This window comes from Yoonia rosea (assembly GCF_900156505.1).
In the GTDB taxonomy this organism is placed as follows: Bacteria; Pseudomonadota; Alphaproteobacteria; order Rhodobacterales; family Rhodobacteraceae; genus Yoonia; species Yoonia rosea.
In genome coordinates this window covers 126862-148944 of sequence record NZ_FTPR01000003.1, presented here as the reverse complement: position 1 = coordinate 148944, position 22083 = coordinate 126862, and the positions used below count along the sequence as shown (strand labels likewise).

General features: G+C 56.0%; 25 protein-coding genes, 1 tRNA gene and 1 pseudogene. 15 read left to right on the top strand and 12 right to left on the bottom strand.

Annotation, left to right across the window (positions count from 1 at the left end):
* Positions 1–2: 2 nt before the first annotated feature.
* The gene (locus B0B09_RS15340) at positions 3–374 is read right to left on the bottom strand and encodes a VOC family protein (RefSeq protein ID WP_076660815.1); all 372 of its coding nucleotides are present in this window, start codon (positions 372–374) and stop codon (positions 3–5) included.
* Between the two features lie 150 nt (positions 375–524).
* Between B0B09_RS15340 and B0B09_RS15335 the strand changes: the two genes are divergently transcribed.
* Entirely contained in the window at positions 525–1700 is a 1176-nt protein-coding gene (locus tag B0B09_RS15335; protein WP_076660814.1) for an acetyl-CoA C-acyltransferase family protein, read from the top strand.
* A 7-nt stretch (positions 1701–1707) separates the two neighbouring features.
* Here B0B09_RS15335 and B0B09_RS15330 read toward each other — a convergent pair whose 3' ends face one another.
* Positions 1708–2520, bottom strand: a complete 813-nt coding sequence (locus B0B09_RS15330) for an aspartate dehydrogenase (protein ID WP_242654469.1) — start codon at positions 2518–2520, stop codon at positions 1708–1710.
* Positions 2490–3260 carry a peroxide stress protein YaaA gene (gene yaaA, locus B0B09_RS15325; RefSeq protein WP_076660812.1) on the bottom strand — a complete coding sequence of 257 codons (771 nt, stop codon included), beginning with the start codon at positions 3258–3260 and terminating at the stop codon, positions 2490–2492. Before yaaA ends, B0B09_RS15330 begins: the two co-directional genes overlap by 31 nt.
* A 115-nt stretch (positions 3261–3375) precedes the next feature.
* Between yaaA and B0B09_RS15320 the strand changes: the two genes are divergently transcribed.
* Positions 3376–4215 (top strand): fumarylacetoacetate hydrolase family protein, encoded by an 840-nt coding sequence (locus tag B0B09_RS15320; protein WP_076660811.1) that lies wholly within the window; start codon positions 3376–3378, stop codon positions 4213–4215.
* Here B0B09_RS15320 and hspQ read toward each other — a convergent pair.
* Positions 4212–4538 carry a heat shock protein HspQ gene (hspQ, locus tag B0B09_RS15315; RefSeq protein WP_076660810.1) on the bottom strand — a complete coding sequence of 109 codons (327 nt, stop codon included), beginning with the start codon at positions 4536–4538 and terminating at the stop codon, positions 4212–4214. The two genes, B0B09_RS15320 and hspQ, sit on opposite strands and share 4 nt — an antisense overlap.
* Positions 4539–4618: 80 nt before the next feature.
* Between hspQ and B0B09_RS15310 the strand changes: the two genes are divergently transcribed.
* Positions 4619–5500, top strand: coding sequence for an AEC family transporter (locus tag B0B09_RS15310; protein WP_055295796.1), 882 nt, complete (start codon positions 4619–4621; stop codon positions 5498–5500).
* Between the two features lie 76 nt (positions 5501–5576).
* Complete coding sequence (locus B0B09_RS15305) at positions 5577–6167, top strand: transglycosylase SLT domain-containing protein (protein ID WP_055295794.1); 591 nt, start codon at positions 5577–5579, stop codon at positions 6165–6167.
* Positions 6168–6223: 56 nt separating this feature from the next.
* On the opposite strand, the gene B0B09_RS15300 is transcribed toward B0B09_RS15305, so the two are convergent.
* The 3 genes from B0B09_RS15300 to ttcA form a co-directional block, all read right to left on the bottom strand.
* The gene (locus tag B0B09_RS15300) at positions 6224–6829 is read right to left on the bottom strand and encodes a LolA family protein (RefSeq protein ID WP_055295792.1); all 606 of its coding nucleotides are present in this window, start codon (positions 6827–6829) and stop codon (positions 6224–6226) included.
* A gap of 141 nt (positions 6830–6970) precedes the next feature.
* Positions 6971–8557 carry a PstS family phosphate ABC transporter substrate-binding protein gene (locus tag B0B09_RS15295; RefSeq protein ID WP_076660809.1) on the bottom strand — a complete coding sequence of 529 codons (1587 nt, stop codon included), beginning with the start codon at positions 8555–8557 and terminating at the stop codon, positions 6971–6973.
* Positions 8558–8836: 279 nt separating this feature from the next.
* Positions 8837–9697: a tRNA 2-thiocytidine(32) synthetase TtcA gene (gene ttcA, locus B0B09_RS15290; RefSeq protein WP_076660960.1), complete on the bottom strand. Its 861-nt coding sequence runs from the start codon at positions 9695–9697 to the stop codon at positions 8837–8839.
* 90 nt (positions 9698–9787) lie between these two features.
* Here ttcA and B0B09_RS15285 point away from each other — a divergent pair, with 90 nt between their 5' ends.
* Entirely contained in the window at positions 9788–10324 is a 537-nt protein-coding gene (locus B0B09_RS15285; RefSeq protein ID WP_076660961.1) for a DUF3833 family protein, read from the top strand.
* Between the two features lie 100 nt (positions 10325–10424).
* Here B0B09_RS15285 and B0B09_RS15280 read toward each other — a convergent pair whose 3' ends face one another.
* Positions 10425–10760: a winged helix-turn-helix transcriptional regulator gene (locus B0B09_RS15280; protein WP_278247295.1), complete on the bottom strand. Its 336-nt coding sequence runs from the start codon at positions 10758–10760 to the stop codon at positions 10425–10427.
* 109 nt (positions 10761–10869) lie between these two features.
* Between B0B09_RS15280 and B0B09_RS15275 the strand changes: the two genes are divergently transcribed.
* Complete coding sequence (locus B0B09_RS15275; RefSeq protein WP_131825037.1) at positions 10870–11340, top strand: SRPBCC family protein; 471 nt, start codon at positions 10870–10872, stop codon at positions 11338–11340.
* A gap of 91 nt (positions 11341–11431) precedes the next feature.
* Here B0B09_RS15275 and yidD read toward each other — a convergent pair whose 3' ends face one another.
* Genes yidD through rpmH form a run of 3 tightly spaced genes read right to left on the bottom strand, consistent with a single transcriptional unit; the run spans position 11432 to position 12185 of the window.
* Entirely contained in the window at positions 11432–11653 is a 222-nt protein-coding gene (gene yidD, locus B0B09_RS15270) for a membrane protein insertion efficiency factor YidD (RefSeq protein WP_076660806.1), read from the bottom strand.
* On the bottom strand, positions 11650–12027 hold the full coding sequence (gene rnpA / locus B0B09_RS15265) for a ribonuclease P protein component (RefSeq protein ID WP_375342227.1): 378 nt from the start codon (positions 12025–12027) through the stop codon (positions 11650–11652). Before rnpA ends, yidD begins: the two co-directional genes overlap by 4 nt.
* A gap of 23 nt (positions 12028–12050) precedes the next feature.
* On the bottom strand, positions 12051–12185 hold the full coding sequence (gene rpmH, locus B0B09_RS15260) for a 50S ribosomal protein L34 (RefSeq protein ID WP_008231458.1): 135 nt from the start codon (positions 12183–12185) through the stop codon (positions 12051–12053).
* A gap of 288 nt (positions 12186–12473) precedes the next feature.
* Here rpmH and B0B09_RS15255 point away from each other — a divergent pair, with 288 nt between their 5' ends.
* The 5 genes and pseudogenes from B0B09_RS15255 to B0B09_RS15235 all read left to right on the top strand — a co-directional run bounded on the left by B0B09_RS15255 (position 12474) and on the right by B0B09_RS15235 (position 17135).
* Positions 12474–13205: a TVP38/TMEM64 family protein gene (locus B0B09_RS15255; RefSeq protein ID WP_076660804.1), complete on the top strand. Its 732-nt coding sequence runs from the start codon at positions 12474–12476 to the stop codon at positions 13203–13205.
* Positions 13206–13208: 3 nt separating this feature from the next.
* On the top strand, positions 13209–14627 hold the full coding sequence (locus B0B09_RS15250; protein ID WP_055295783.1) for a dihydrolipoyl dehydrogenase family protein: 1419 nt from the start codon (positions 13209–13211) through the stop codon (positions 14625–14627).
* Between the two features lie 19 nt (positions 14628–14646).
* Positions 14647–16047 (top strand): sensor histidine kinase, encoded by a 1401-nt coding sequence (locus tag B0B09_RS15245; RefSeq protein WP_055295782.1) that lies wholly within the window; start codon positions 14647–14649, stop codon positions 16045–16047.
* A 60-nt stretch (positions 16048–16107) separates the two neighbouring features.
* A tRNA-Arg gene (locus tag B0B09_RS15240) sits at positions 16108–16184 on the top strand.
* Positions 16185–16427: 243 nt separating this feature from the next.
* Positions 16428–17135 (top strand): annotated as a pseudogene (locus B0B09_RS15235) (IS6 family transposase).
* Positions 17136–17341: 206 nt separating this feature from the next.
* On the opposite strand, the gene B0B09_RS15230 reads toward B0B09_RS15235, so the two are convergent.
* Positions 17342–18214 carry a MurR/RpiR family transcriptional regulator gene (locus B0B09_RS15230; RefSeq protein ID WP_076660803.1) on the bottom strand — a complete coding sequence of 291 codons (873 nt, stop codon included), beginning with the start codon at positions 18212–18214 and terminating at the stop codon, positions 17342–17344.
* A gap of 115 nt (positions 18215–18329) precedes the next feature.
* Between B0B09_RS15230 and B0B09_RS15225 the strand changes: the two genes are divergently transcribed.
* From B0B09_RS15225 to B0B09_RS15210, 4 genes are read left to right on the top strand one after another with little or no spacing between them, the layout of a single operon-like run.
* Complete coding sequence (locus tag B0B09_RS15225) at positions 18330–19088, top strand: N-formylglutamate amidohydrolase (protein WP_076660802.1); 759 nt, start codon at positions 18330–18332, stop codon at positions 19086–19088.
* Positions 19076–19645 carry a TRAP transporter small permease subunit gene (locus B0B09_RS15220; RefSeq protein ID WP_076660801.1) on the top strand — a complete coding sequence of 190 codons (570 nt, stop codon included), beginning with the start codon at positions 19076–19078 and terminating at the stop codon, positions 19643–19645. The genes B0B09_RS15225 and B0B09_RS15220 overlap by 13 nt, the downstream gene beginning before the upstream one ends.
* Positions 19645–20970 (top strand): TRAP transporter large permease, encoded by a 1326-nt coding sequence (locus tag B0B09_RS15215; RefSeq protein ID WP_076660800.1) that lies wholly within the window; start codon positions 19645–19647, stop codon positions 20968–20970. The genes B0B09_RS15220 and B0B09_RS15215 overlap by 1 nt, the downstream gene beginning before the upstream one ends.
* 47 nt (positions 20971–21017) lie before the next feature.
* Entirely contained in the window at positions 21018–22055 is a 1038-nt protein-coding gene (locus B0B09_RS15210) for a TRAP transporter substrate-binding protein (RefSeq protein ID WP_076660799.1), read from the top strand.
* The last annotated feature ends 28 nt before the right edge of the window (positions 22056–22083 follow it).

The following is a 22083-nucleotide window of genomic DNA, read 5'->3' as shown; positions in this document are numbered from 1 at the left end:
GATTAGGCCTGCTGCGGTGCCTGTGCGATCAGTTCGACACGATTGCCCACAGGGTCAAACACGAAAAACCGCGTAACATCCGGCAGTGCCGTGTCCCACTTCACGGCAAGGCCCACGGTTTCCATCCGTCCGGCCAAGGCTGCGATATCGTCAACCACAAAGGCAGGGTGTGCTTTTGTGGCGGGGTGGAAATCAGGATCAACGCCACAATGACACTCCAAAGCGCCTGTCCGCGCCCAAAACCCGCCACGCCCGTGCAAGGCGGCGGGTTTTGCGACCTCTGTCATGCCAAGCAGGTCGCAATAAAATGCACGCATGGCATTTTCGGCGCCAGCAGGCAGCGCCAACTGGATGTGATCAAGTGCGACGATCATTTTACCTCCCTCATGACGCCTGCGCGAGATCTGTACGCTCTCACAGAAGCGGGGCTTTCGGAATGATGCAGAAGATTTGCCGCGACGTTCTGCTGTTTCTTTTTCTCTGCAACGATACGATCATTCCAATTGAAAGCGGAAGGGGCTGATATGACCGAGATCGTAATATTGGGTGGGGCGCGGACGGCAATCGGGGCCTTTGGTGGGTCTCTCGCAGGAACGCCGCCGATTGAACTGGGCACGATTGCAACCAAAGCCGCACTCGAGCGTGCCGGTGTGGACGCAGGCCAAGTGGGACATGTGGCGTTCGGACATGTGATCAATACCGAACCGAAGGACATGTATCTCAGCCGTGTCGCAGCCATGAATGCAGGGATCCCCGAGACAACACCGGCGATGAACGTGAACCGCCTCTGCGGATCGGGCGTGCAGGCTATTGTGTCGGTCATGCAGTCGCTGATGCTGGGGGATGCCGATTTTGGCCTTGCTGGCGGGTCCGAGAACATGAGCCGGTCACCCTTTATCATTTCCGATCAGCGCTGGGGTGCCAAGATGGGCGATATCCGCACACGGGATATGATGTTGGGCGCGCTGAACTGTCCTTTTGGCACAGGTCACATGGGTGTCACGGCCGAGAATGTCGCGGACGAACATCATGTTACCCGCGCAGAGCAGGATGCCTTTGCTTTGCTTAGTCAGGAACGTGCCGCCGCCGCAATTGCGGCAGGATACTTTGACAGCCAGATTGCCCCCGTCCCCGTCAAACAGCGCCGCGAGATCGTGGATTTCGTGACGGACGAACACCCCAAGAGCACGACACTGGAGGCGCTGTCCGGTCTGCGCCCTGTGTTCCAGAAAGACGGATCCGTTACGGCTGGCAATGCTTCAGGCCTGAACGACGGAGCGGCGGCGATTGTACTGGCGACAGCCGAGGCGGCGGAAAAGGCGAGGCTGACGCCGAAATTCCGTATTCTGGGCTATGCGCATGCCGGTGTGCGACCAGAGGTGATGGGCATCGGACCCGTGCCTGCGGTGAAGAACCTCTTGGCGAAAACCACGCTGACGGTCGACGATTTTGATGTGATTGAATCGAACGAGGCCTTCGCATCGCAGGCGCTGGCCGTGTCCAAAGAGCTTGGCTTTGATCCCGCCCGCGTGAACCCCAATGGCGGCGCGATTGCACTGGGCCATCCTGTGGGGGCGACGGGTGCAATTATCACGGTCAAGGCGATGTATGAACTCGAACGCATCGGCGGCAAACGTGCGCTGGTCACGATGTGTATCGGCGGCGGTCAGGGGATTGCACTGGCGATCGAACGGATCTGACGGGCGGTCAGAAACCAATCGGCTTTTGCATTTCAGCGAGGGCGGCGACGATGCTCATCGCCGCCAACGTGGAACTGCGCGGGTTGTCGGGCAGCCCCTTGCCCGCGATCTGGAAATGGAACGTGCCAAAGGCCCCCTGCACCGCAATTTCGTGGATATTCTCGGTCACGGTGGGGTCGGCGATCAATTCCACCTGCGTCTTATCAAATCCGATCCCCGCAAGGGCGACAGCGGCGGCGACATTGGCATTTTTGGGATAGGTCAGTGCAGCCTCGCGGGCGGTGCCGTTGAAATGGGGCGTTGGCGCGGTGATCGCATCCAGATCAATCGCAGCTTCGGCGGGTGATCCGCGCCAGCCGTTTGGCGGCTTGCGACCGGTGTAGCTGACCTGAGAAATCGTGCCGACCGCTGCGCTGCGCAGCGCATCCAGCCCGCCTATGGCGCCACTCACCAGATGCAGCCGCGCGCCGCCTGCGATGCCCGCATCGCGCAAGGATCGTTCAATCTGCAGGTCGGCCAAAGCGCCCAAAGACACGGTCATCACATCTATGCCCAGCGCCAAGGCGACAGGACCGTGTGCGGCAAGCGCCTGATGCCCACCGCAGTCGATCACCAGATCGGGCCGCGATGGCAGATCATTCAGGTCAGAGATAAACGGCGGCGTGGAATCCCCAATCTCTTTGCCGGGGCGCACGATTGCGGCGATCTCGGTGATGTTTAGCGCGGGCAGTTGCGCACGCACGTAACGTGCAATGGCGCCATGCCCGATGATGGCAACGGTGCGCAGCATCAGGTTGGGTAATCGCGCAGGAACACCCATTTATCGCCTTCAGACAGGTCAGGATCATAGGCATAGCCGCCACTGCCAAAGTCTTTCAGACCCTCGGCCTCGGTCACGCGGTTTTCAACCACGAACCGCGCCATCGCACCGCGCGCGCGTTTGGCGAAAAAGCTGACGATGCGTGGTTTGTCGTCTTTGACTTCCATAAAGACCGGCGTGATCACCCGCAGTTTCAGCGCCGCGCGGTCCGCCGCGCCGAAATATTCCTGACTGGCGCAGTTCACCAGCGTATCGGTGCCCAGGATCTCGGCCTGAGCGTTCAGCGCCTTGGCAATGGTATCGCCCCAATAGTCATAAAGCGATTTGCCGCGCCGTGTTTTCAAACGGCTGCCCATCTCAAGCCGGTAGGGTTGGATCGCATCCAGCGGCCGCAACAGGCCATAGAGGCCGGACAGAATGCGCAGGTGGTCTTGCGCCCATGCCAGATCATCCTCGGTCAATGTCTTGGCTTCCAGACCCTGATAGGTATCGCCGTTAAACGCCAGTGCCGCAGGTTTCGTGACGCTCGCATCCGGTTCTGCCGCAAACGCATTGAAACGGTCACGGTTCAGACGGGCCAAATCGTCCGAAATGCTCATCAGGTTTTTGAGCTCTTTCAACGTCAGGTTCTTGGCGGTCTTGGACAGGCGCACTGCATCTTCCTGAAAATCAGGGGCAGTGGCAGGCATATCAACGGGCTCCATGTCGAGCGATTTGGCAGGGGAAACGACAACAAGCATTCGGGCATCCTTTCGATCTTGCACAGGGATGTAACATGACCAGCCACATTGACCACCCCTCTGGTGTCCGCACACGGCTGGGGCTATGTCTTGGCCAAACCAAAGGGAGCGCGCCATGAAACTTTGCCGGATCAGGACAGCAGACGGAATCAAACCAGCAGCAGTGGATGCTGCGGGCGCTTTGCGCGATTTGTCAGGACACATTGATGATGTGACGGCTGCTCAGATTGCACCGGACGCGCTGCGCGCCCTTGCCGCCATTAATCTTGACGCCTGTCCTGTCATTGCCGGCGCCCCTGCCCCGTTTCTAAGCGATGCGCGGCGCGTCTTCTGCATCGGGCTCAACTATTACGACCACGCCGCAGAGATGAATATGGCGATCCCCGACCACCCGATCCTGTTCATGAAGGCCTGCGAGGTCACAGGCGCGCATGATCCAATCATCATTCCCAAAGGGGCGACCAAGACCGACTGGGAGCTGGAACTGGGCGTTGCCATCGGCACCCGCGCACAACATGTAAGCGAGGAAAAGGCGCTGGACCACGTCGCGGGATATTTCGTCGGCAATGACGTATCGGAACGGGCGTTCCAGCTTGAGTTCGGCGGTCAGTGGATGAAAGGCAAATCCGCAGACAGCTTTGCGCCGGTTGGCCCCTACCTCGTGACCAAAGACGAGATTGCAGACGTGCAAAACCTGTCGATGTCGCTGGAAATCAATGGCGAGCAGATGCAGAAAGGGTCAACCAAGACGATGATCTTTTCGGTGACGCAGATTGTGGCGCATGTCAGCCAGTTCGTCACCCTGCAGCCCGGCGACCTTATTCTGACAGGGACACCGCCCGGTGTCGGCGTTGGTCATAAACCACCCCGCTTTATGAAAGCGGGCGATATCCTGACGGCAGAAATTGAAGGGCTCGGCGCACTGCGGCAAGAAGCCGTCGCATTCAAAGGCTAGTTGAGCTGGACCTGTAGCGGGTACTGGCCATCCTCGAACGGACCAAACAGATCATCCAGATCAGGGTGGTCGACCGGCTCGCCCGAATAATCAGCGACAAGGTTCTGTTCCGAGACATAGGCCACATAAAAGCTCTGCTCGTTCTCGGCCAAGAGGTGATAGTAGGGCTGGTCCTTTTTGGGCCGGCTGTCCTCAGGAATAGCGTTGTACCATTCGTCCGTGTTCGAAAACATGGCGTCCACGTCAAAGATCACACCGCGGAAAGGGTGCTTTCTGTGGCGTACAATCTGGCCAAGATGATATTTCGCGCGCGTTTTAAACATGGTCTTCCTATTTGTCTCCTTATAAGTCTGCCGCACGCGAAAAGTCCACGCTTGCAGCCAAGATTTAAAGGAAACAGTTTGTGAACCTCGTCCTGACAGTCCTGAATATCACCGCGCCGGTCTTTCTTTTGGCGGCTATCGGATTCGTCTGGGTCAAACTGGGGTTTGAGTACAGCGTCACCTTCGTCACACGTATGGCGATGACACTGGCGGTGCCGTGCCTGATCTTTGTGGCGTTGATGAACATAGACGCCGCACCACAGGCGATTGCCACCCTGTCACTGGCCTCTTTCGTGGCCTATCTGATTGTCATGGCGGGCTGTTTCATTCTTGTGAAAGCAGCGCGGCTCGACACGCAAACCTATCTGGCACCGCTGATTTTCGGCAATACAGGCAACCTTGGCCTGCCGCTGGCGCTCTTTGCTTTTGGCGAGACAGGGTTGGGCTATGCGGTGGTCGTCTTTGCGGTGATGGCAATCTTGTCGTTCACGATCGGCATCTGGATGGTGGCTGGTGCGGGGTCGTTCAAACGCGTTTTGCAGGAACCCTTGGTGGGTGCGACCTTGCTGGGGGCGCTGTTTTTATGGCGGGGATGGGAAACACCGATTTTTCTGACCAACACGTTGGAACTGATCGGGCAGATGGCGATCCCGATGATGTTGATCACCCTGGGGGTGGCAGTGGCGCGACTGGAAACGAAGGCGATGGGACAGGCTGTCCTGCTTTCAGTGGTCAAGCTGATGATTTGCGGCGGCGCTGGCTGGGTGGCTGCGGTCTGGTTCGGGCTTGATCCTGTTGCCGCTGGCGTGCTGATCGTACAACTGGCGACACCGGTTGCTGTCACATCCTACCTTCTGGCTGAAAAATACGGGGCCAACGCCCAGCCTGTGGCGGGTCTCGTTGTGGCCTCAACGCTGCTTTCGGTGCTCGCTTTGCCGCTTATCCTCGCATTTGTGATCTAAACCGCCCTCACAAGGGGATTCCCACAACGCCCGTTCCGCGCTATGCTGTAAAAAAACGAATATAAGCGAGAGGCAGATGAGCAGTATCTTTCGCGCAATGGCATGTGTGATGCTTCTGGCAAGTTGCAGCAGCGGATCGGGTTATAACTCGGCCCCGCGCAATCTTGATGATGCATGTAGTATCGTGTCCGAGCGCCCCGAATACCTTCGTGCTTTCAACGCGGTGGAGCGTAAATACGGCGTTCCGGTGCCGGCGTTGATGGCGATGATCTATCAGGAAAGCAAATTTATCGGCAACAACCGCACGCCGCACCGCTATGCGCTGGGTGTGATTCCGGTAGGGCGGCAATCCTCGGCCTTTGGCTATAGTCAGGCGTTGGATGGCACATGGGAAGAATACGTGCGCGGCCCGGGCGGGCGCGGCGCGCGGCGCGATGATATCTTTGACGCCACCGACTTTATGGGATGGTACATGACCAAGACCGTCGAAGAGACGGGCGTGCCGATCTATGACACACGCAACCAATATCTGGCCTATCACGATGGCCGGACCGGGTTCTTGCGTGGCACATGGCGCTCCAAAAGCTGGCTGATCCGGATTTCCGGCGAAGTCGAAGCGCGTGCCGTCATGTATGACCAACAGCTGCGGTCCTGTCGCAAGCGGTAGAAACAATAAAGGCGGCTCTGGGCAGAGCCGCCTTTTCTTGTCTTTGTGATGTCACATCAGTTTCCGCGGCGTCGTGTTTCTACGTTGATGTTGAACAGGACATCCCGGATCACGCTACCCATAATCAGATCATTCAGGATAACCGTGGTTTCGGTTCCGAATTCATCGGTGACAATCCACTGACGCAGTTCGACGGGATTGGCGGTAAAGACCAGTTGGATACTGCCATAGTTCGGATTGTCGGGGTCTTGCGCGGTGACAGTGGTCGTGGTTCCGTCCGAGGTGACATTTGTCACCATATCGGCGCGCTCAAGATCCACATTATTCTGCAAAATGATGCTGAGCGGGGTCTGGTTCAACGGATAGCGGTCCGGTCCAGTGTTTGAGCGCGGATCAAAGATCGCGAGCTGCCCGCCACTGGCCATTACCAAGGAATCCGACGGCGCGTTATACTCAAACCGGATACGTCCGGGGCGTTTGATATAGATCTGGCCTGTGCTCAGCGTGCCGTCGGGATTGATCTGGGTAAACCCACCCTGCGCCGTCTGTAGCTGGTTCAGATAGGCCGAGATTTGCGAAAGGCTTAGCTGCTGGGCCGAAACGGCACCGGCATAAAGCGTGAGCGCCAGAACGGCGATGAAGGAGAGGATACGTTTGTTCATGTCGCTTACCTATGTGTCTGGGTGACGAAATGCACCCTTTGGATAGGCGATACAACAGCATGTGATGTGCTGCTAAGCGATAACATGCCACCTGTTTCCTGATAACGGCTTGGCCTTTGCGATGGCAAACCAAGCGTCAGGTTAACGGATCCAAACCTCGACACGCGTATACTCGGACCCTGCGACCTGCCCGTCAATGCAGGTGGCCGGAGAGACATTTCCGAAACCATATGAGGTGACGGTGTAGTTTTTGGCCGCAACTGTATCCGCCGCAACATCTGTCAGCAGGGCCGCAAAAGATGCCGCCGCTTCCGCCGATGCCGCGATGGCCGCAGCGCTCCCATTGGCGCTCTCTCCGAAGCCGACAAGAAGGATCTCGCGGCCTTCGTTGCCCGGCTGTTTCAAAAAGTCGATCAGATCAATCAGTATCGCACGGTTCCACGCACCCTCTGCGCCACTGGCAGGACCACCCGTCATTGTCGGCGACAAACGGTCGGCATCAAACAATGCCTGGAACATCTCTGCCGCCGCAGCGCGTTGCGCGTCGTCAAGTGCGGCACCAAGCAGGCCGCTGATACGTGCGTTCTTTGCGACGCTGTCCAAGGGCACGGCACTGAAGTTGATAAAGCCTTCACTTTCGACCAGACCCTGCGCGACATCGCTGGCGGCGAAGTCGAACACTTCTGTCGGCAAAGCTGTGTTGGGTGTGGCGCTATATGTCGCCATGATGGGCTGGATCAGGGCATAATCGCCCGAGACAATGTTGAACGGTGTTGGCGCGACCGCAATGCCGCAAGAACCAGCTACTTCAACGATAAAGTTCTGGTTGGCATTTGCCGTGGTTACAACACCCACACTCCCGGGGAATTGGCCGATCGAACCGGAAACACCGGCCTCATCCGACATGGTCAGCACGTTTCCTGAAACCTCAAGCCCGGCAGGCTCCATGACAAGACGCTGGAATGCCGACCCCGCCTCGGTATTGGGCGGCAGCTGGAGAGGCAGGATACTCACGTCTGCACCACCGATCTGGGACCAGTTCGTCACCTCACCCGCAAAAATCCGTGCAAGGTCGTTTACGGAAAGCGCTGTGATCCCCGCATTCGGCGCCACAACAACAGAGAAAGATTTGAGGCCAAGCAACTGATGTGACAATGCCGTGCCCGTCGCCCATGCCGAGGGTGTGTTGTAAACACGGCTTGCTGTGCCGTTGAGGGAAACGCTGTCCACGCGAATATCGGCCACTTCATCCGAGGCACTGACCGACAAGGAGGCCCGATCACCTGTCGTCCTGTCCTCCAAGAGCAATTCCCCGACAGAGGTAAGATCGGCGGTTGTAGTCCCCGCGTTGGTCACCGCAAAGGCCCCGGTAATGGTCCGGTGCAACGTGCCATAAGCGGGTGAGGCGAAACCGACAGAAAGTGTATCAACAGCACCGGCGATCACAGGTACTGCATTTCCGACAACGCCCTGAAAGGCGGATTCCGTCAAACCAAAGTCGTTCGATGCAATGACGTCAAGACAGGCGTTGCCATAGCAAATGACCTCAGACGCCGGCACAGCCACGCGGCCAACCGTTGTCTCGACCTGAACCATTACACCGTTAAAACCGACAATCTCACCCTGCACGTTAATGAATTCGTCCAAGGAACGTAACTCAACCGCTTGCGCAAAAAGCGCTGCTGGCGCGACAGTACAGAACAACGTTGTGGCAAATCGTGAAATCATTTTATTCAAAGCTCCAGCAATGCATCAGCGGATAAGTCTCGAGACAAGACAATGCAGAACGGGCGAAACTAGGGAAATGCTGACATTGATTGGTTAATTATGCTACTTCGCGCAACAATCAGAAAGCCGTTCACTTAAAGATTTTCTGAAATTGCAAAGCATTAGCGCAGTCAGCCTTTCCACAGTCTCGCCACATTCCGAATAGTTTGCACTCACAGCATCATAACACAAGGCACGGAATCGCGGTTTGAGGCATCATTGTCGTTTCTAAAGGGGGTCTTAGCCCTCATCCACATCATCAAACCCGCGCATGGGTGAGGAATTACGCTGCAACGCGGCAAAATCGAACAGTTTGGGATCAAGCAAATGTGACGGGCGCGCGTTCATCAAGGCGCGGAACATGACCTGCCTGCGTCCCGGACTGTTCTTTTCCCATCCATCAAGGATCTGTTTGACCTGCTGGCGCTGCAATCCGTCTTGCGATCCGCACAGATCACAGGGAATGATTGGATAGTTCATCGCCTGCGCAAATTTCTCGCAATCAATCTCGGCGACATGGGCCAAAGGGCGGTATAGGAACAAATCACCCTCCTCATTGACCAGTTTTGGCGGCATTGTCGCAAGTCGCCCGCCATGGAAGAGGTTCATAAAGAATGTCTCAAGGATATCATCGCGGTGATGGCCAAGCACGACAGCGGAGCATCCCTCTTCGCGCGCGATGCGGTAGAGATTACCACGGCGCAAACGCGAACACAGCGCGCAGAAGGTTCGCCCCTGCGGCACCTTATCCATCACAATCGAATAGGTATCCTGATATTCAATCCGGTGCGGGACACCCATCTTTTCCAGAAACTCCGGCAGGACCGTCGCCGGAAATCCGGGCTGGCCCTGATCAAGGTTGCAGGCCACGAGTTCAACAGGCAGCAGGCCACGCCACTTCAGCTCGTAGAGCACCGCCAAGAGTGTATAGCTGTCCTTGCCACCGGAAAGGCAAACCAGCCATTTGGCATCGCGCTCGATCATGCCGTATTGCTCAATCGCCTCGCGCGTATAGCGGACAATCCGCTTGCGCAGCTTCTTGAACTCGGTTGTGGTCGGGGCGCCGTAAAACAGCGGGTGGATTTCAGATTCATCTAGCATGTTTTCGATATGCCAGAACGCCGGTGATCTGCCTAGAGGCATCCGAAACCCATTGGCCTGCGTATCAGAAATAAGTCATTGGAGAATATCATGCGCCTTATCCTTGCCGCCGCCTTCGCCCTGCTCGCCGCCTGCACTGGCAAACCGTCCTTTGATGACCCCAGCCTCAGCGACCGCAAATTGAACCTTGAAGAATTCTTTGACGGGGAACTGGTGGCCTACGGGCAGTTTCAGGACATCCTCGGCACGGTACGGCGCAGCTTTGTTGTGAATATCGCGGGTGACTGGGATGGTGAGCGGCTTAGATTGGTTGAGGATTTTGTCTATGAAGACGGGTCGACCGAGCAACGGATATGGACCCTGACCAAGACCGGGCCGGATAGCTGGGTCGGCACGGCCCCGGGCGTGATCGGGCAGGCGACAGGAGAGGAACAAGGCGACCGCTTTAACTGGAAATACGAGATTGACTTGCCAGTGCCGTCAGCCACGGGCGAGACAGAAACCCTGCGTGTGACCTTTGATGACTGGATGTGGCTCTTGGCGGACGACAGGTTGCTGAACCTGGCATATGTCAAACGCTATGGACTGGATATCGGGACGGTAACAATTTCCTTTGAGAAGCTCTAGGTGGCGGACTGCGCCCGCGAAGCAGCAATAGCTGGTTTGCGGGACATTGCTGCCGTTAGGCCCGCGGTGTCGAATGTCCGCTCCAACGATATCGCTGCACTTATGAGACCTTTGGCGAACGCTTTCGTGTTTCCCACCATGAGTGCATTTCCTTGAATGCGGGCATTAGCCCGACGCCGTCTTCAGTGGCGCTGTATTCAACTTTTGGTGGCACCTCGGCATAGATCTCTCTTTTGACAAGACCATCGTGTTCAAGGTCCCGTAGTTGCTTTGTCAGCATTGTCTGTGTGATTTCAGGGATCGCTTTCCGAAGTTCGCCAAATCTCTTTGTTCCATCAAAGATGAGTATCTGCAATATTGTCAGCTTCCATTTTCCACCGATCATCGCAAAGACAAGCGGTGCTGGGCAAAGGTTCGAACTCGAATTGTCGTGCAACTGAATCTCCAATAGTATTAATTTGATACTTAAGTATCAAAAAACTGCCTACTTTTCAAACTGAATGCATTGAGTGAGTCTAGCTCAAATCACCACGATGGAGCTTACCGTGACCGAACTGCCAAAAAACTATGAAGAAATCATCCAAGTGTCTGCATCTCAAGAGGCCTGTTTCCAAGCTGTTGCGACGCAGATGGACAAGTGGTGGACCCGGTCCACCGAAGGGGGCCTCAACGGGGTTGGAGACAAAGTGACTGCGCGGTTCCCGCCGGACTATGGGTTCTGGACTTTCGAGGCCACGTCTTTCGAAAGGCCCAACTGTATCAAGATGATCTGCACAGACGCGCATCATAAAGTCGAAGGACAACCGAAGGAGATCGATCAAGAGTGGCTGGGAACAAAGATCATCTGGGAGTTCAAAACCATTGGAGGCAAAACCGAGATCAAAATGACTCACGAAGGATTAACGCCGATGCTGAACTGCTGGGAGATTTGCCTAGATGGCTGGAACCACTTCTTCAAGAACAGTCTGAAGTCGTTTTTGTGTGGCGAGGAACCAAGCCCGCATGTCTCAATTTAGCGGACATTCGTACAACCCGCAGCATGCGCCATCTTGGGTTCAAAATAGTCATTCGCCGCGACTGCGCAGTTGCCTTGAGAACAAACTGTTCCTAGTCCGGTACGTTATCAATCCCCGACCCGCCCCATGGGTGGCAGCGCAGGATACGCCGGACCGTCAGATAGCTGCCCTTGATTGCCCCGTGCTTTTCCAGCGCTTCCAAGGAATAGGCCGAGCACGTCGGGTGATAGCGGCAGCTCATCCCCACCCATGGTGACAGCACGAGCCTGTAGGCGCGGACAGGCAGTGACACAATATAGGCGGCCGGGCTCATGTGTGGAGCTTTTTCATCGCGCGGCGCATATCGGCGAGGAGGGTATCAAAGCCGAGTGTCGCAGTCAGGTCTTTGCGCCCCACCAGCACATAATCCCAGCCATCACGGCCCATTTCAGGCAGGACGATGCGTGCGACCTCGCGTAAGCGCCGTTTGGCGCGGTTGCGGGCAACGGCGTTGCCGACTTTCTTGGAACAGGTATAGCCGACACGGATGCCCGCCGCCTCCCCCTCGGCGCGTTTGCGCCCCTGAAGATGGATGCCGGGGGTGCCTTGCCTGTGGGCGTGTGACGCGCGCACAAAGTCGGCGCGCTTGGTCAATACGCAAACAGAAACCGCCGGAGTGCCTGACACAGGCGCAACCGGCGGTTTCAAATCGGTCAAAACGGCTGTCGCGCTTACGCGCTCAGCTTCGCGCGGCCTTTGGCACGGCGATTGTTCAGGATCTTGCGACCAGCCTTTGTGGCCATGCGTGCGCGGAATCCGTGGCGGTTCTTGCGAACCCGGTTTGATGGTTGGAACGTGCGCTTCATAGCGTGCTCTCCGGTTTACGGCCAAACCCAAAAGGATTCGAGGCCTGTCTACAATTCAGACCCGTCCTTTAGAGGGGGGGTGGCATCATGTCAACGCAACAGGCGGGATGAAACTGCAACATTTCGCAGATTTATGCGCCGCCAAATGTTTCAATCCTCACAGAGCACACCCCGAAACTGAAACATCCGGGGGGCTTTGCATCAATGGGCTGTGAAGTGGGTACCCTGACCAAGCTGATCAGTCCATTTAATACAGCAGCGAATTGACGCCAAACAGGACACAATGTGATGACCGATATGCCCGATGCCCCCGCCAACCCGCTTCTCAAGAAGCTGCCTTTGATTGTGATTATTATTGTGGCCATTCTTGGCGCCTACTTTCTGCGCGACTACCTGACGTTCGAGGCCTTGGCTGAAAACCGCGAGACGCTGCTGGCGTTCCGGGATGCCAACTATTTCATGACCGTGCTGGTGTTTATTGCCGCTTACGTTGTGATCGTGGCCTTCTCCCTGCCCGGTGCGACCATCGCGACACTCACCGGCGGATTTCTCTTTGCGACCTTCCCGGGTGCCTTGTTCAATATGACCGCAGCCACAATCGGCGCAACGGCGATCTTTCTGGCCGCGCGCTGGGGGTTTGGGGAAAGCCTTGGCAAGAAACTGGAGAACGCGGAAGGGACAGTGAAAAAGATCAAGGACGGAATTGATGAAAACCAGTGGTCGATGCTGTTCCTCATCCGGCTTGTGCCGGCTGTGCCGTTCTTTCTGGCGAACCTGATTCCATCCTTCCTTGAGGTGCCCCTGCATCGCTTTGTGATCTCGACTTTCCTTGGCATTATCCCCGGCTCTGTTGTCTACACCTCGGTCGGTGCCGGTCTGGGCGAGGTTTTTGCCCGTGGTGAGACCCCGAACCTCGGGATTATCTTTGAACCCCAGATTATTTTCCCGATCATCGGTCTTTGTGTGCTGGCCGCACTGCCCATCCTGATCAACGCTTTGCGCGGCAAGAAAGGTCTTTAAGATATGAACCGGATCAAAACAGATATTTGCATCATTGGCGCAGGCTCGGGCGGATTGTCGATCGCCGCAGGCGCAGTGCAGATGGGCGCAAAGGTTGTCCTGCTCGAAGGCCACAAGATGGGCGGCGATTGCCTGAACTATGGCTGCGTGCCGTCCAAGGCACTGATCGCATCGGCCAAACAGGCCTATGCCATGTCGCATGGCGCACCCTACGGTGTGGCCGAGGTGGAGCCAACGGTCGATTATGCCGCCGCCAAGGACCATGTCGCAGACGTCATCGCCACCATCGCGCCTGTGGACAGCGTTGAACGGTTCGAGGGGCTGGGTGTGCAGGTGATTACCGAGTTCGGCAAGTTCATCTCGCGGACCGAAGTGCAGGCAGGTGACACCATCATCGAAGCACGCCGTTTTGTGGTTGCCACGGGCTCTGGCCCCTTTGTCCCGCCGATCCCGGGAATTGAGGATGTCACCTATTACACCAACGAGAATATCTTTGATCTGCGTGAAAAGCCCAAACACCTGCTGATCATTGGTGGCGGTCCCATCGGCATGGAAATGGCGCAGGCACACCGGCGGCTGGGCTGCAATGTAACCGTCATTGAAGGGGCCAAAGCATTCGGCAAGGACGATCCCGAAATGGCCGCGATCGTCCTGGAGAACCTGCGTGCCGAAGGCGTGAATATCGTTGAAGACGCGCAGGCCGAAAAGATCAGCGCCAAGGGTGATACGATCACGGTGCACACTCCCAAGGGGGATTTCACCGGATCACACCTGCTGATGGCGGTGGGGCGCAAGGTGAATACCGAAAAGCTTGATCTGGATGCAGGCGGGATCGCCCATGATCGCGCAGGGCTCAAGGTTGGACCTGATCTGCGCTCTGTCACCAACAAAAAGGTTTATGCCGCAGGCGATGTGGCAGGTGGGCTGCAATTCACACATGTCGCGGGCTATCATGCCGGCGTGCTGATCCGGTCAATGCTGTTTGGTCTGCCGTCCAAGCAGCGGACCGATCACATCCCATGGGCCACCTATACCGATCCAGAACTGGCCCAAGTTGGCCTGACCGAGGCGCAGGCGAAAAAGAAGTTTGGGCCTGCGCTGGAGGTCGTGCGTTTTGATTTCCACCATAACGACCGCCTGATTGCGGAACGCAAGACCAAGGGTCTGATCAAGGTGATGGTTGTGAAAGGCCGCCCTGTCGGGGCTTCGATTGCGGGGCATATGGCGGGCGAGCTGATCGGCATGTGGGCCATGGCGATTGCCAACAAGATGAAGATGTCGGCCATTGCCAATACCGTCCTGCCCTATCCGACGGTCAGTGAGGTTAACAAACGCGCTGCAGGTGCCTATTTTAGCCCGAGACTTTTTGATAACCCCACGGTAAAGCGTGTCGTAGGCTTCGTGCAGCGTTGGCTGCCATAGGCCGCTAAAACGAGGCAATATGACCAACTCTCTTTCAGGTCGCTTTCTGATCCTCACGGTGATCTTCGTGATGCTGGCCGAGGTCTTTATCTTCGTGCCCTCGGTCGCGCGTTTCCGCGAGGATTACCTGCTTGCGCGGCTTGAACGCGCGCAGATTGCATCGCTGGCACTGGAAGCTGATGACATGATCAGCCCCGCACTCGAGAGCGAGTTGCTGCGCAATGCCGAGGTCTATAACGTGGTCCTGCGGCGCGATGAAATCCGGCAACTTGCCCTGTCGTCACCGATCCCCTCGCCCATCACAGCGACCTATGACATGCGCGACCCCAGCGCGATGACCTTGATCGCGGATGCCCTGCGCACGCTTGTCGATCCCGAAGACCGGATCGTGCGCGTCATCGGTCATCCGGTACGCGACGGCGGACTTTTGATCGAAGTCACAATGGACGAAATGCCCCTGCGCAATGCGCTTTTGGAGTACGGGCGCAATATCCTGTTCCTCTCGGCTTTTATCTCGATCATCACGGCGAGCCTTTTGTTTCTTTCGGTCCAGATCCTCTTGGTGCGGCCGATCAAAGGTGTAGTCAGCCAAATGCAAGCCTATGCCAAAGCCCCAGAGGATGCGCGCCAGATCATAACACCCCGTGCCAGCGTGACCGAGCTACGCGACGCAGAAGAGGCGCTGCGGACGATGCAAACGCAGATGACCAGCTCGCTGAAACAGAAAGAGCGCCTGGCCCAGCTTGGTGGTGCTGTGGCGAAGGTAAGCCATGATCTGCGCAATATCCTGACATCAGCGCAACTCTTTACCGACCGCATCGAATCGTCCGATGATCCTTTGGTCAAACGCATGGCACCGAAACTGGTGGGCTCGATCACACGTGCGGTGAACCTGTGCGAAACAACGCTGGCCTTCGGACGGGTTGATGAGCCTGCGCCGCGTCTGTCGCGCGTTAATCTGGCGCAAATCGTTGGCGATGTGATCGACAGCGAAAGGTTGGCGGCCGCAGATTACCCGCTGTCTTTCGCCGAAGATATCCCCGCAACCATGACACTGCGCGCCGATGGCGAGCAGCTCTACCGCGCGATCTTCAACCTTGTGCGCAATGCCCGTCAGGCCATCATGGCCACCGGAGATCCCGGTGAAATCGGGCTGCAAGCGGTCGAGGATGATCTGACATGGTGTCTGACCATTACCGACACAGGGCCAGGCCTGCCCAAGAAAGCGCAAGAACATCTGTTCCAGCCGTTTCAGGGGGGTGTCCGCAAAGGCGGCTCGGGTCTGGGGCTCGTCATTGCGGCCGATCTGGTGCGCGGCCACGGCGGGCGGCTTGAGCTGAAATCAACAAGCGCCCAAGGGACGACCTTTCTCATTCAACTGCCAAAAGAGGACATGGCGCTTGCTCCGGCAGCAGAATGAGAAAGAATGTGAATTGGGCCTTGCATCGCAGGTAATCCCCGTCTAAATCCCCCGATACGCGGATTGGTAGCTCAGTTGGATAGAGTACTTGACTACGAATCAAGGGGTCGGGGGTTCGAATCCTCCCCAGTCCGCCACTTACCCCAGTCTCATTTTCCCATGTCCGTTTTGGCCTGAATTTCCGCGTGTCTTCCGCGGCTTGCAACGTGCTGTCTCGGACTGAGACGGACCGCGCGGACTGATCCTGTGGTGTAAGGCCCGACCGTCTCAGTTGCCTTAATACGCCGGTCCGCTTTTCCCGGATAACAGCCAATAAACAGGGAGGCACTGTCAGACAAAACCCGCTTGAGGCGGGCAGAACACCGCCCTAGCCTCTTTGGATGACAAAACGCTCTCCATTTCGCTACTTTAAAACGTCACCTGAAATCATCCGCCTGGCCGTGATGCTTTACGTCCATTTTCCTCTTTCGCTTCGGAATGTCGAAGATCTCCTTCATGAGCGTGGGATCGAAATCAGTCACGAAACTGTCCGCTTCTGGTGGAATAGATTTGGCGGGGTGTTCGCCGCTGAAATCCGCAAAAAACGCGTGCAGCAGATGCGGTCGTATGCGAACTGGCAATGGCATCTGAACGAGGTTTTTGTAAAGATCGGCGGCGAGCGGCACTACCTGTGGCGCGCGGTTGATCGCGAGGGCGAAGTGCTGGAAAGCTTCGTCACAAAGCGACGGGATCGCAAGGCAGCATTGAAATTCCTCAAGAAATCAATGAAGCGCCACGGACGTCCTCATATCTTGGTGACAGACAAGCTTCGATCTTATAGCGCTGCGATGAAAGATATCGGCAATGCCGACATGCAGGAAACGGGCCGTTGGCTGAACAATCGGGCCGAGAACTAGCACCTGCCATTCCGACGACGAGAACGCGCCATGCAACGGTTCCGCAGTATGCGATGTTTACAGAAATTCGCCGCCATTCATTCCTCCGTCTGCAACCATTTCAACCAGGAGCGTGCGCTCTATAGCAGAGACAATTTCAAGGCTAACCGAGCCGCTGCTCTCGCCGAGTGGCGCCAGCTTTGTTCGACATAGGTTCCGGAATATAGACACATCCTGAGACTGGTTCGAATTGGTCTGACACCACCCTGCCCTTTGACAATTCGGCCAACAGCGAGCTTACTCACACGCTAGAGGAAAGGCTGCGCACCCTTGACCAGCCAAACGCGCGGAGCGACCCTAGCGAAGTCCTAGAAGGGTACTTGTCTACGGAGGGCGCCGTTTGCGCAAGAGCGCAACTCTTATGTGAATTTTCGAAACAGCTTGGTTTCGTCAAACATATCCTCCAGCCGTTCAATACGGCCTTTGGTTTGAGACCAGTTCAATGTTTGCACAGACGAGACCATCGTTTCCAATAACAGCATTGTCGTCGTCGCACTGTCCCAAGCCGAGGGCACGACGATCCGGTTGCTCAGGCAAACTGTCGCCATTTGATGCACCGGAGATCGCCATTGATCTGTTATCAGGATGATCTTGGCGCCGCGTCCGTGGGCAAGTTCCGCCAGTTTCAGTGTGTTGTTTTCATACCGCCGCATATCGAAGATGACGAAAACATCACCTTCTTTTGCATCAAGCAGGTAGTGCGGCCATGTGTTCGCCGTTGATTGCACGTGTGTCACGTCTGATCGGACGACCTGCATGTGCAAGAACAGATACTCTGCCAGCGTGTGCGTAATCCGCCCACCAACAATAAACAGGTGCCGGTTCACATCCGCAATCAGGTCACAGGCATGATCAAAGGCTACTGGGTCGATCTGGCTGAGCGTGAGGCGGATGTTTTCGATGACGGCTTCTGTAAACCGGTTGAGGATATGGCCCGAGGGCGCAGCTTCTGCCCATGTGTCATGCTTGGCGATGGGCGTTTTGACCTTGGCTTTCAGTTCCTCGCGGAGGGCCATCTGGAATTCAGGGTAGCCTTTGTAGCCCAGTTTTTGAACCATGCGCGCAACTGTGGGCACTGACACGTCAGCATCCTTAGCAAGCGCAGTCAGCGGACCAAGGCCTGATGCGGGGTAGTTTTCCAGAACAGACAGTGCCAGCTGCCGTTCGGCCCGCGTCAGGTCATCGAGCATGTCGTGGATTTGATCTGATATTGTTTGAGCAGATTCCGCCATCGGTGCCTCCGTTCTGCTTATAAAATTAACAGCCCATATCAGCGTGTGATAAATATTCCACAATTGTGTTGACACGGTCGCCATATAGCAAGCAGATTATCGGCCAGGGGTGGCTATGGCTTTAAATCAAACGCAAGAAACGGTTGTTGAAGTGTCGCGCAGCGCGGCTCGGTCGCGCATTGTTTTGGTGTGTGAGCATGCCAGTTTCTATATTCCAGAAACGCTGGACGGTTTGGGTGCCAGCTCTGCTGCAAGACATAGCCATGCGGCATGGGACCTCGGCGCGATGGCCGTAGCCGAACTTATGTCGCGCGACCTTGATGCATGTCTTGTCGCGTCAAATGTGTCCCGCCTTGTCTATGATTGTAATCGCCCGCCAGAGGCGCCTGACGCGATACCTGTGCGCAGCGAGGTCTTTGAAATTCCTGGCAACGTCGGCCTGACTGATGAAGAAAAGCAGGCGCGCATTTCGCGTTACTACACGCCCTTTCGTCAGGCGCTTGCGGTAGAGATTGCACGCCGCACAGATCCGGTATTGGTAACGATACATAGTTTTGTGCCGGTCTATAACGGCAAAAGGCGCGACGTCGAAATCGGCATATTGCATGATCGTGATAGCGTGCTGGCCGATGCGATGCTGCGGGCCGCCGATCAAAGCTATGTGGTGCGCCGCAATGCCCCATACGGCCCGCAAGACGGAGTAACACACACATTGAAAGAGCATGCGATCAAGCATGGTTATCTGAATGTGATGATCGAGGTGCGCAACGATCTGATTGCAGATGAAGCCGGACAAACCGCGATTGCCAAGTCCCTGACAGCGTGGGTCAGGCAGGCATTAGAAACCTTGGGCGTTGATGCATGCTTGGCGTGATGTGCGGATATATTCGCGTCGTTGATGCTGTGAACTACCGGCTAGGGCGGGTGGCGATGTACGGGATCTTTGTGCTAATGGCGATCCTGCTTTGGTCGTCAATCAGCAAAACGTTCTTCCTGCCAACCCTTTGGACGCTGGAAATGGCGCAGTTCGTGATGGTGGGATATTATATTCTGGGTGGGCCGTATTCCCTCCAAATGGGTTCGAACGTTCGCATGGATCTACTCTACGGCAGCTGGTCTGTGCGCCGGAAGGCGTGGTTTGACGCAATTACGGTGCTTTTCTTGATCTTTTATCTATGCGTGCTGCTTTATGGCGCTGTCAGTTCGACTGCCTATTCCTTGGGATATTGGAAAGATGCGCCATTTTCGTTTCTAGCCGGCGTCGTCATTGGTGTCGAAGAGGTTGGCACGATGGAACGTTCTTCGTCATCGTGGCGCCCTTATCTCTGGCCGATCAAAGTCGTGATGATCGTCGGGTTTTTCCTGATGCTGCTGCAATGCATTTCAGAGCTTTTCAAAGATGTCCTGCGTCTTAAAGGGGCCGAAATCTGATGCCCTATGAGATGATCGCGACTTTGATGTTTTCGACCATGATGCTGATGCTACTGACTGGCCAGCGCGTCTTCGGGGCGATCGGGTTTGTGGCTGTTGTCGCAGCCCTGCTGCTTTGGGGTGACAGAGGCGGGTATGACCTAGGCTTTGCTGCCGCTATGAAGCTGATGAAATGGTATCCTCTTTTGACGCTGCCAATGTTCATCTTCATGGGTTACGTGCTGAGCGAATCCAAGATTGCCGATGACCTTTACAAGATGTTCCACGTCTGGATGGGCGGTTTGCGCGGCGGGCTTGCTATCGGGACGATTGGCCTAATGGTGCTGATTTCAGCGATGAACGGTCTCAGCGTGGCAGGCATGGCGATTGGCGCCACGATTGCACTGCCAGAATTGCTGAAACGGGGCTATGATAAACGGATGGTTACTGGGGTCATTCAGGCGGGGTCATCGCTTGGAATCCTGGTCCCCCCGTCCGTCGTATTAGTGCTTTATGCGATGATCGCAAGGCAACCGGTAGGGCAGCTCTGGCTGGCAGGCGTTATTCCCGGGCTGATGATGGCCGCGATGTTCATTCTTTATATCGTGCTCCGCTGCTGGAAAAACCCTGCACTGGGCCCCGCGCTGGATGCAGCTGAACGCGACATTCCGATGGTGGAAAAGCTGCGTTTGCTGCGTGCGGGTTTGCTGCCGCTGGTCATTTTTGCAGTGATGATGGTGCCTTTTGTGAACGGCTGGACATCGCTGGTTGAAAGCTCTGCGATTGGCGCAATTTCAGCGTTTCTTGCCGCTGTCTTCAAGGGGCGCATGACGCGGGAAGTGTTTGAGAATTCGGTCCGCAATACGCTGGGCATTACCTGTATGTTCATGTGGATCATTCTTGCGGCCCTTGCATTTGGCGCCGTGTTTGACGGATTAGGCGCCGTGAAAGCTATTGAAAGCCTGTTCACGGAACGTCTTGGCCTAAACCCGTGGGTCATTCTGATTTTGATGCAGCTTTCGTTTATCATTATGGGGACTTTTCTGGATGATACGGCGATGCTGGTAATCGTTGCGCCGCTTTATGTGCCTTTGGTCGGCGCGCTTGGGTTCGATCTGATTTGGTACGGAATCCTTTACACGATCACTTGCCAGATTGCTTATATGACGCCGCCGTTCGGGTATAACCTGTTCCTGATGCGTGCCATGGCCCCACCAGAAATCAGTATTCAGGATATCTACAGATCCATCGGGCCGTTCGTTCTGGTAATGGTCGGGGCGCTGATCCTTGTAATGGTTTTCCCGCAATTGGCACTTTGGCTGCCCAACTACGTTTATGGAAATTAAATCCAAGAACTCCGCCAACGGAGCAAAAATCAAACTAGGAGAGTATCATGACCACAAGACGTAATTTTATTCGGAAAGCGGGCCTTGTTGGCGCCGCAACATTGGCAGCACCTTCAATTGCCCGTGCGCAGGAAGCGATCAAATGGCGCTTTCAAACCTATGCGGGATCGGCACTTGGCGAACATGTGACGAAGCCAGTCATCGACTATATCAACACGGCTGCCAACGGAGAGTTGGAGATTGAACTGTTCTATGCCGACCAGATCGTCCCGACTGGCGAACTGTTTCAGGCGTTGCAGCGCGGCACCATCGACGGGGTGCATTCTGACGATGATTCGATGGCCTCACCCACTCCATTGCAGCAATTTGGCGGGTATTTCCCTTTTGCGACTAAGCACATCCTTGATGTTCCTGTGCTGTTCAACCAATACGGACTGAAGGAAATCTGGGAAGAAGAATACGCCAAAGTCGGCGTCAAATGGTTGTCGGCGGCGGGGCAAGATCCGTGTAACTTCAACACCACCAAAGAGATCACAAGCGTGGCTGATCTTGATGGTTTGCGCCTTTACACCTTCCCGACAGCGGGCCGGTTCCTGACGCAATTCGGCGTTGTTCCGGTGAACATCCCTTACGAGGACGCCGAAGTTGCCGTGCAAACAGGCGAGTTGGACGGCATGGCATGGTCCGGCATTACAGAAGACTACACTGTTGGTTGGGCCGATGTGACCGATTATTTTCTGACCAATAATATCTCGGGTGCATGGATCGGGTCATGGTTCGTGAACGAAGAGCGCTGGGCTGATCTGCCAGAGCACCTTAAAGCCATCGTGATGGCCGCAACTGAGGCTGGACACACCTACCGCAACCAGTGGTATTGGGGTGGCGAAGCAGCCCTGCGCGCCAATGGCGACAAGCTTCAATTGCGCTCGGTTCCTGCGAACGAGTGGGCCGAAGTTGAAAACGCCGCCAAGGTTTTCTGGGAAGAAGTGGCGCAAGAGGGCGAAGTGCACCAGAAGGTCGTCAACATCTTCAAAGAGTACAACGCCGTCATCAATCAGGCCGGTGCCCCTTACAATTTCGAGTAACACACCACAGAAAACAATCGACCATCCC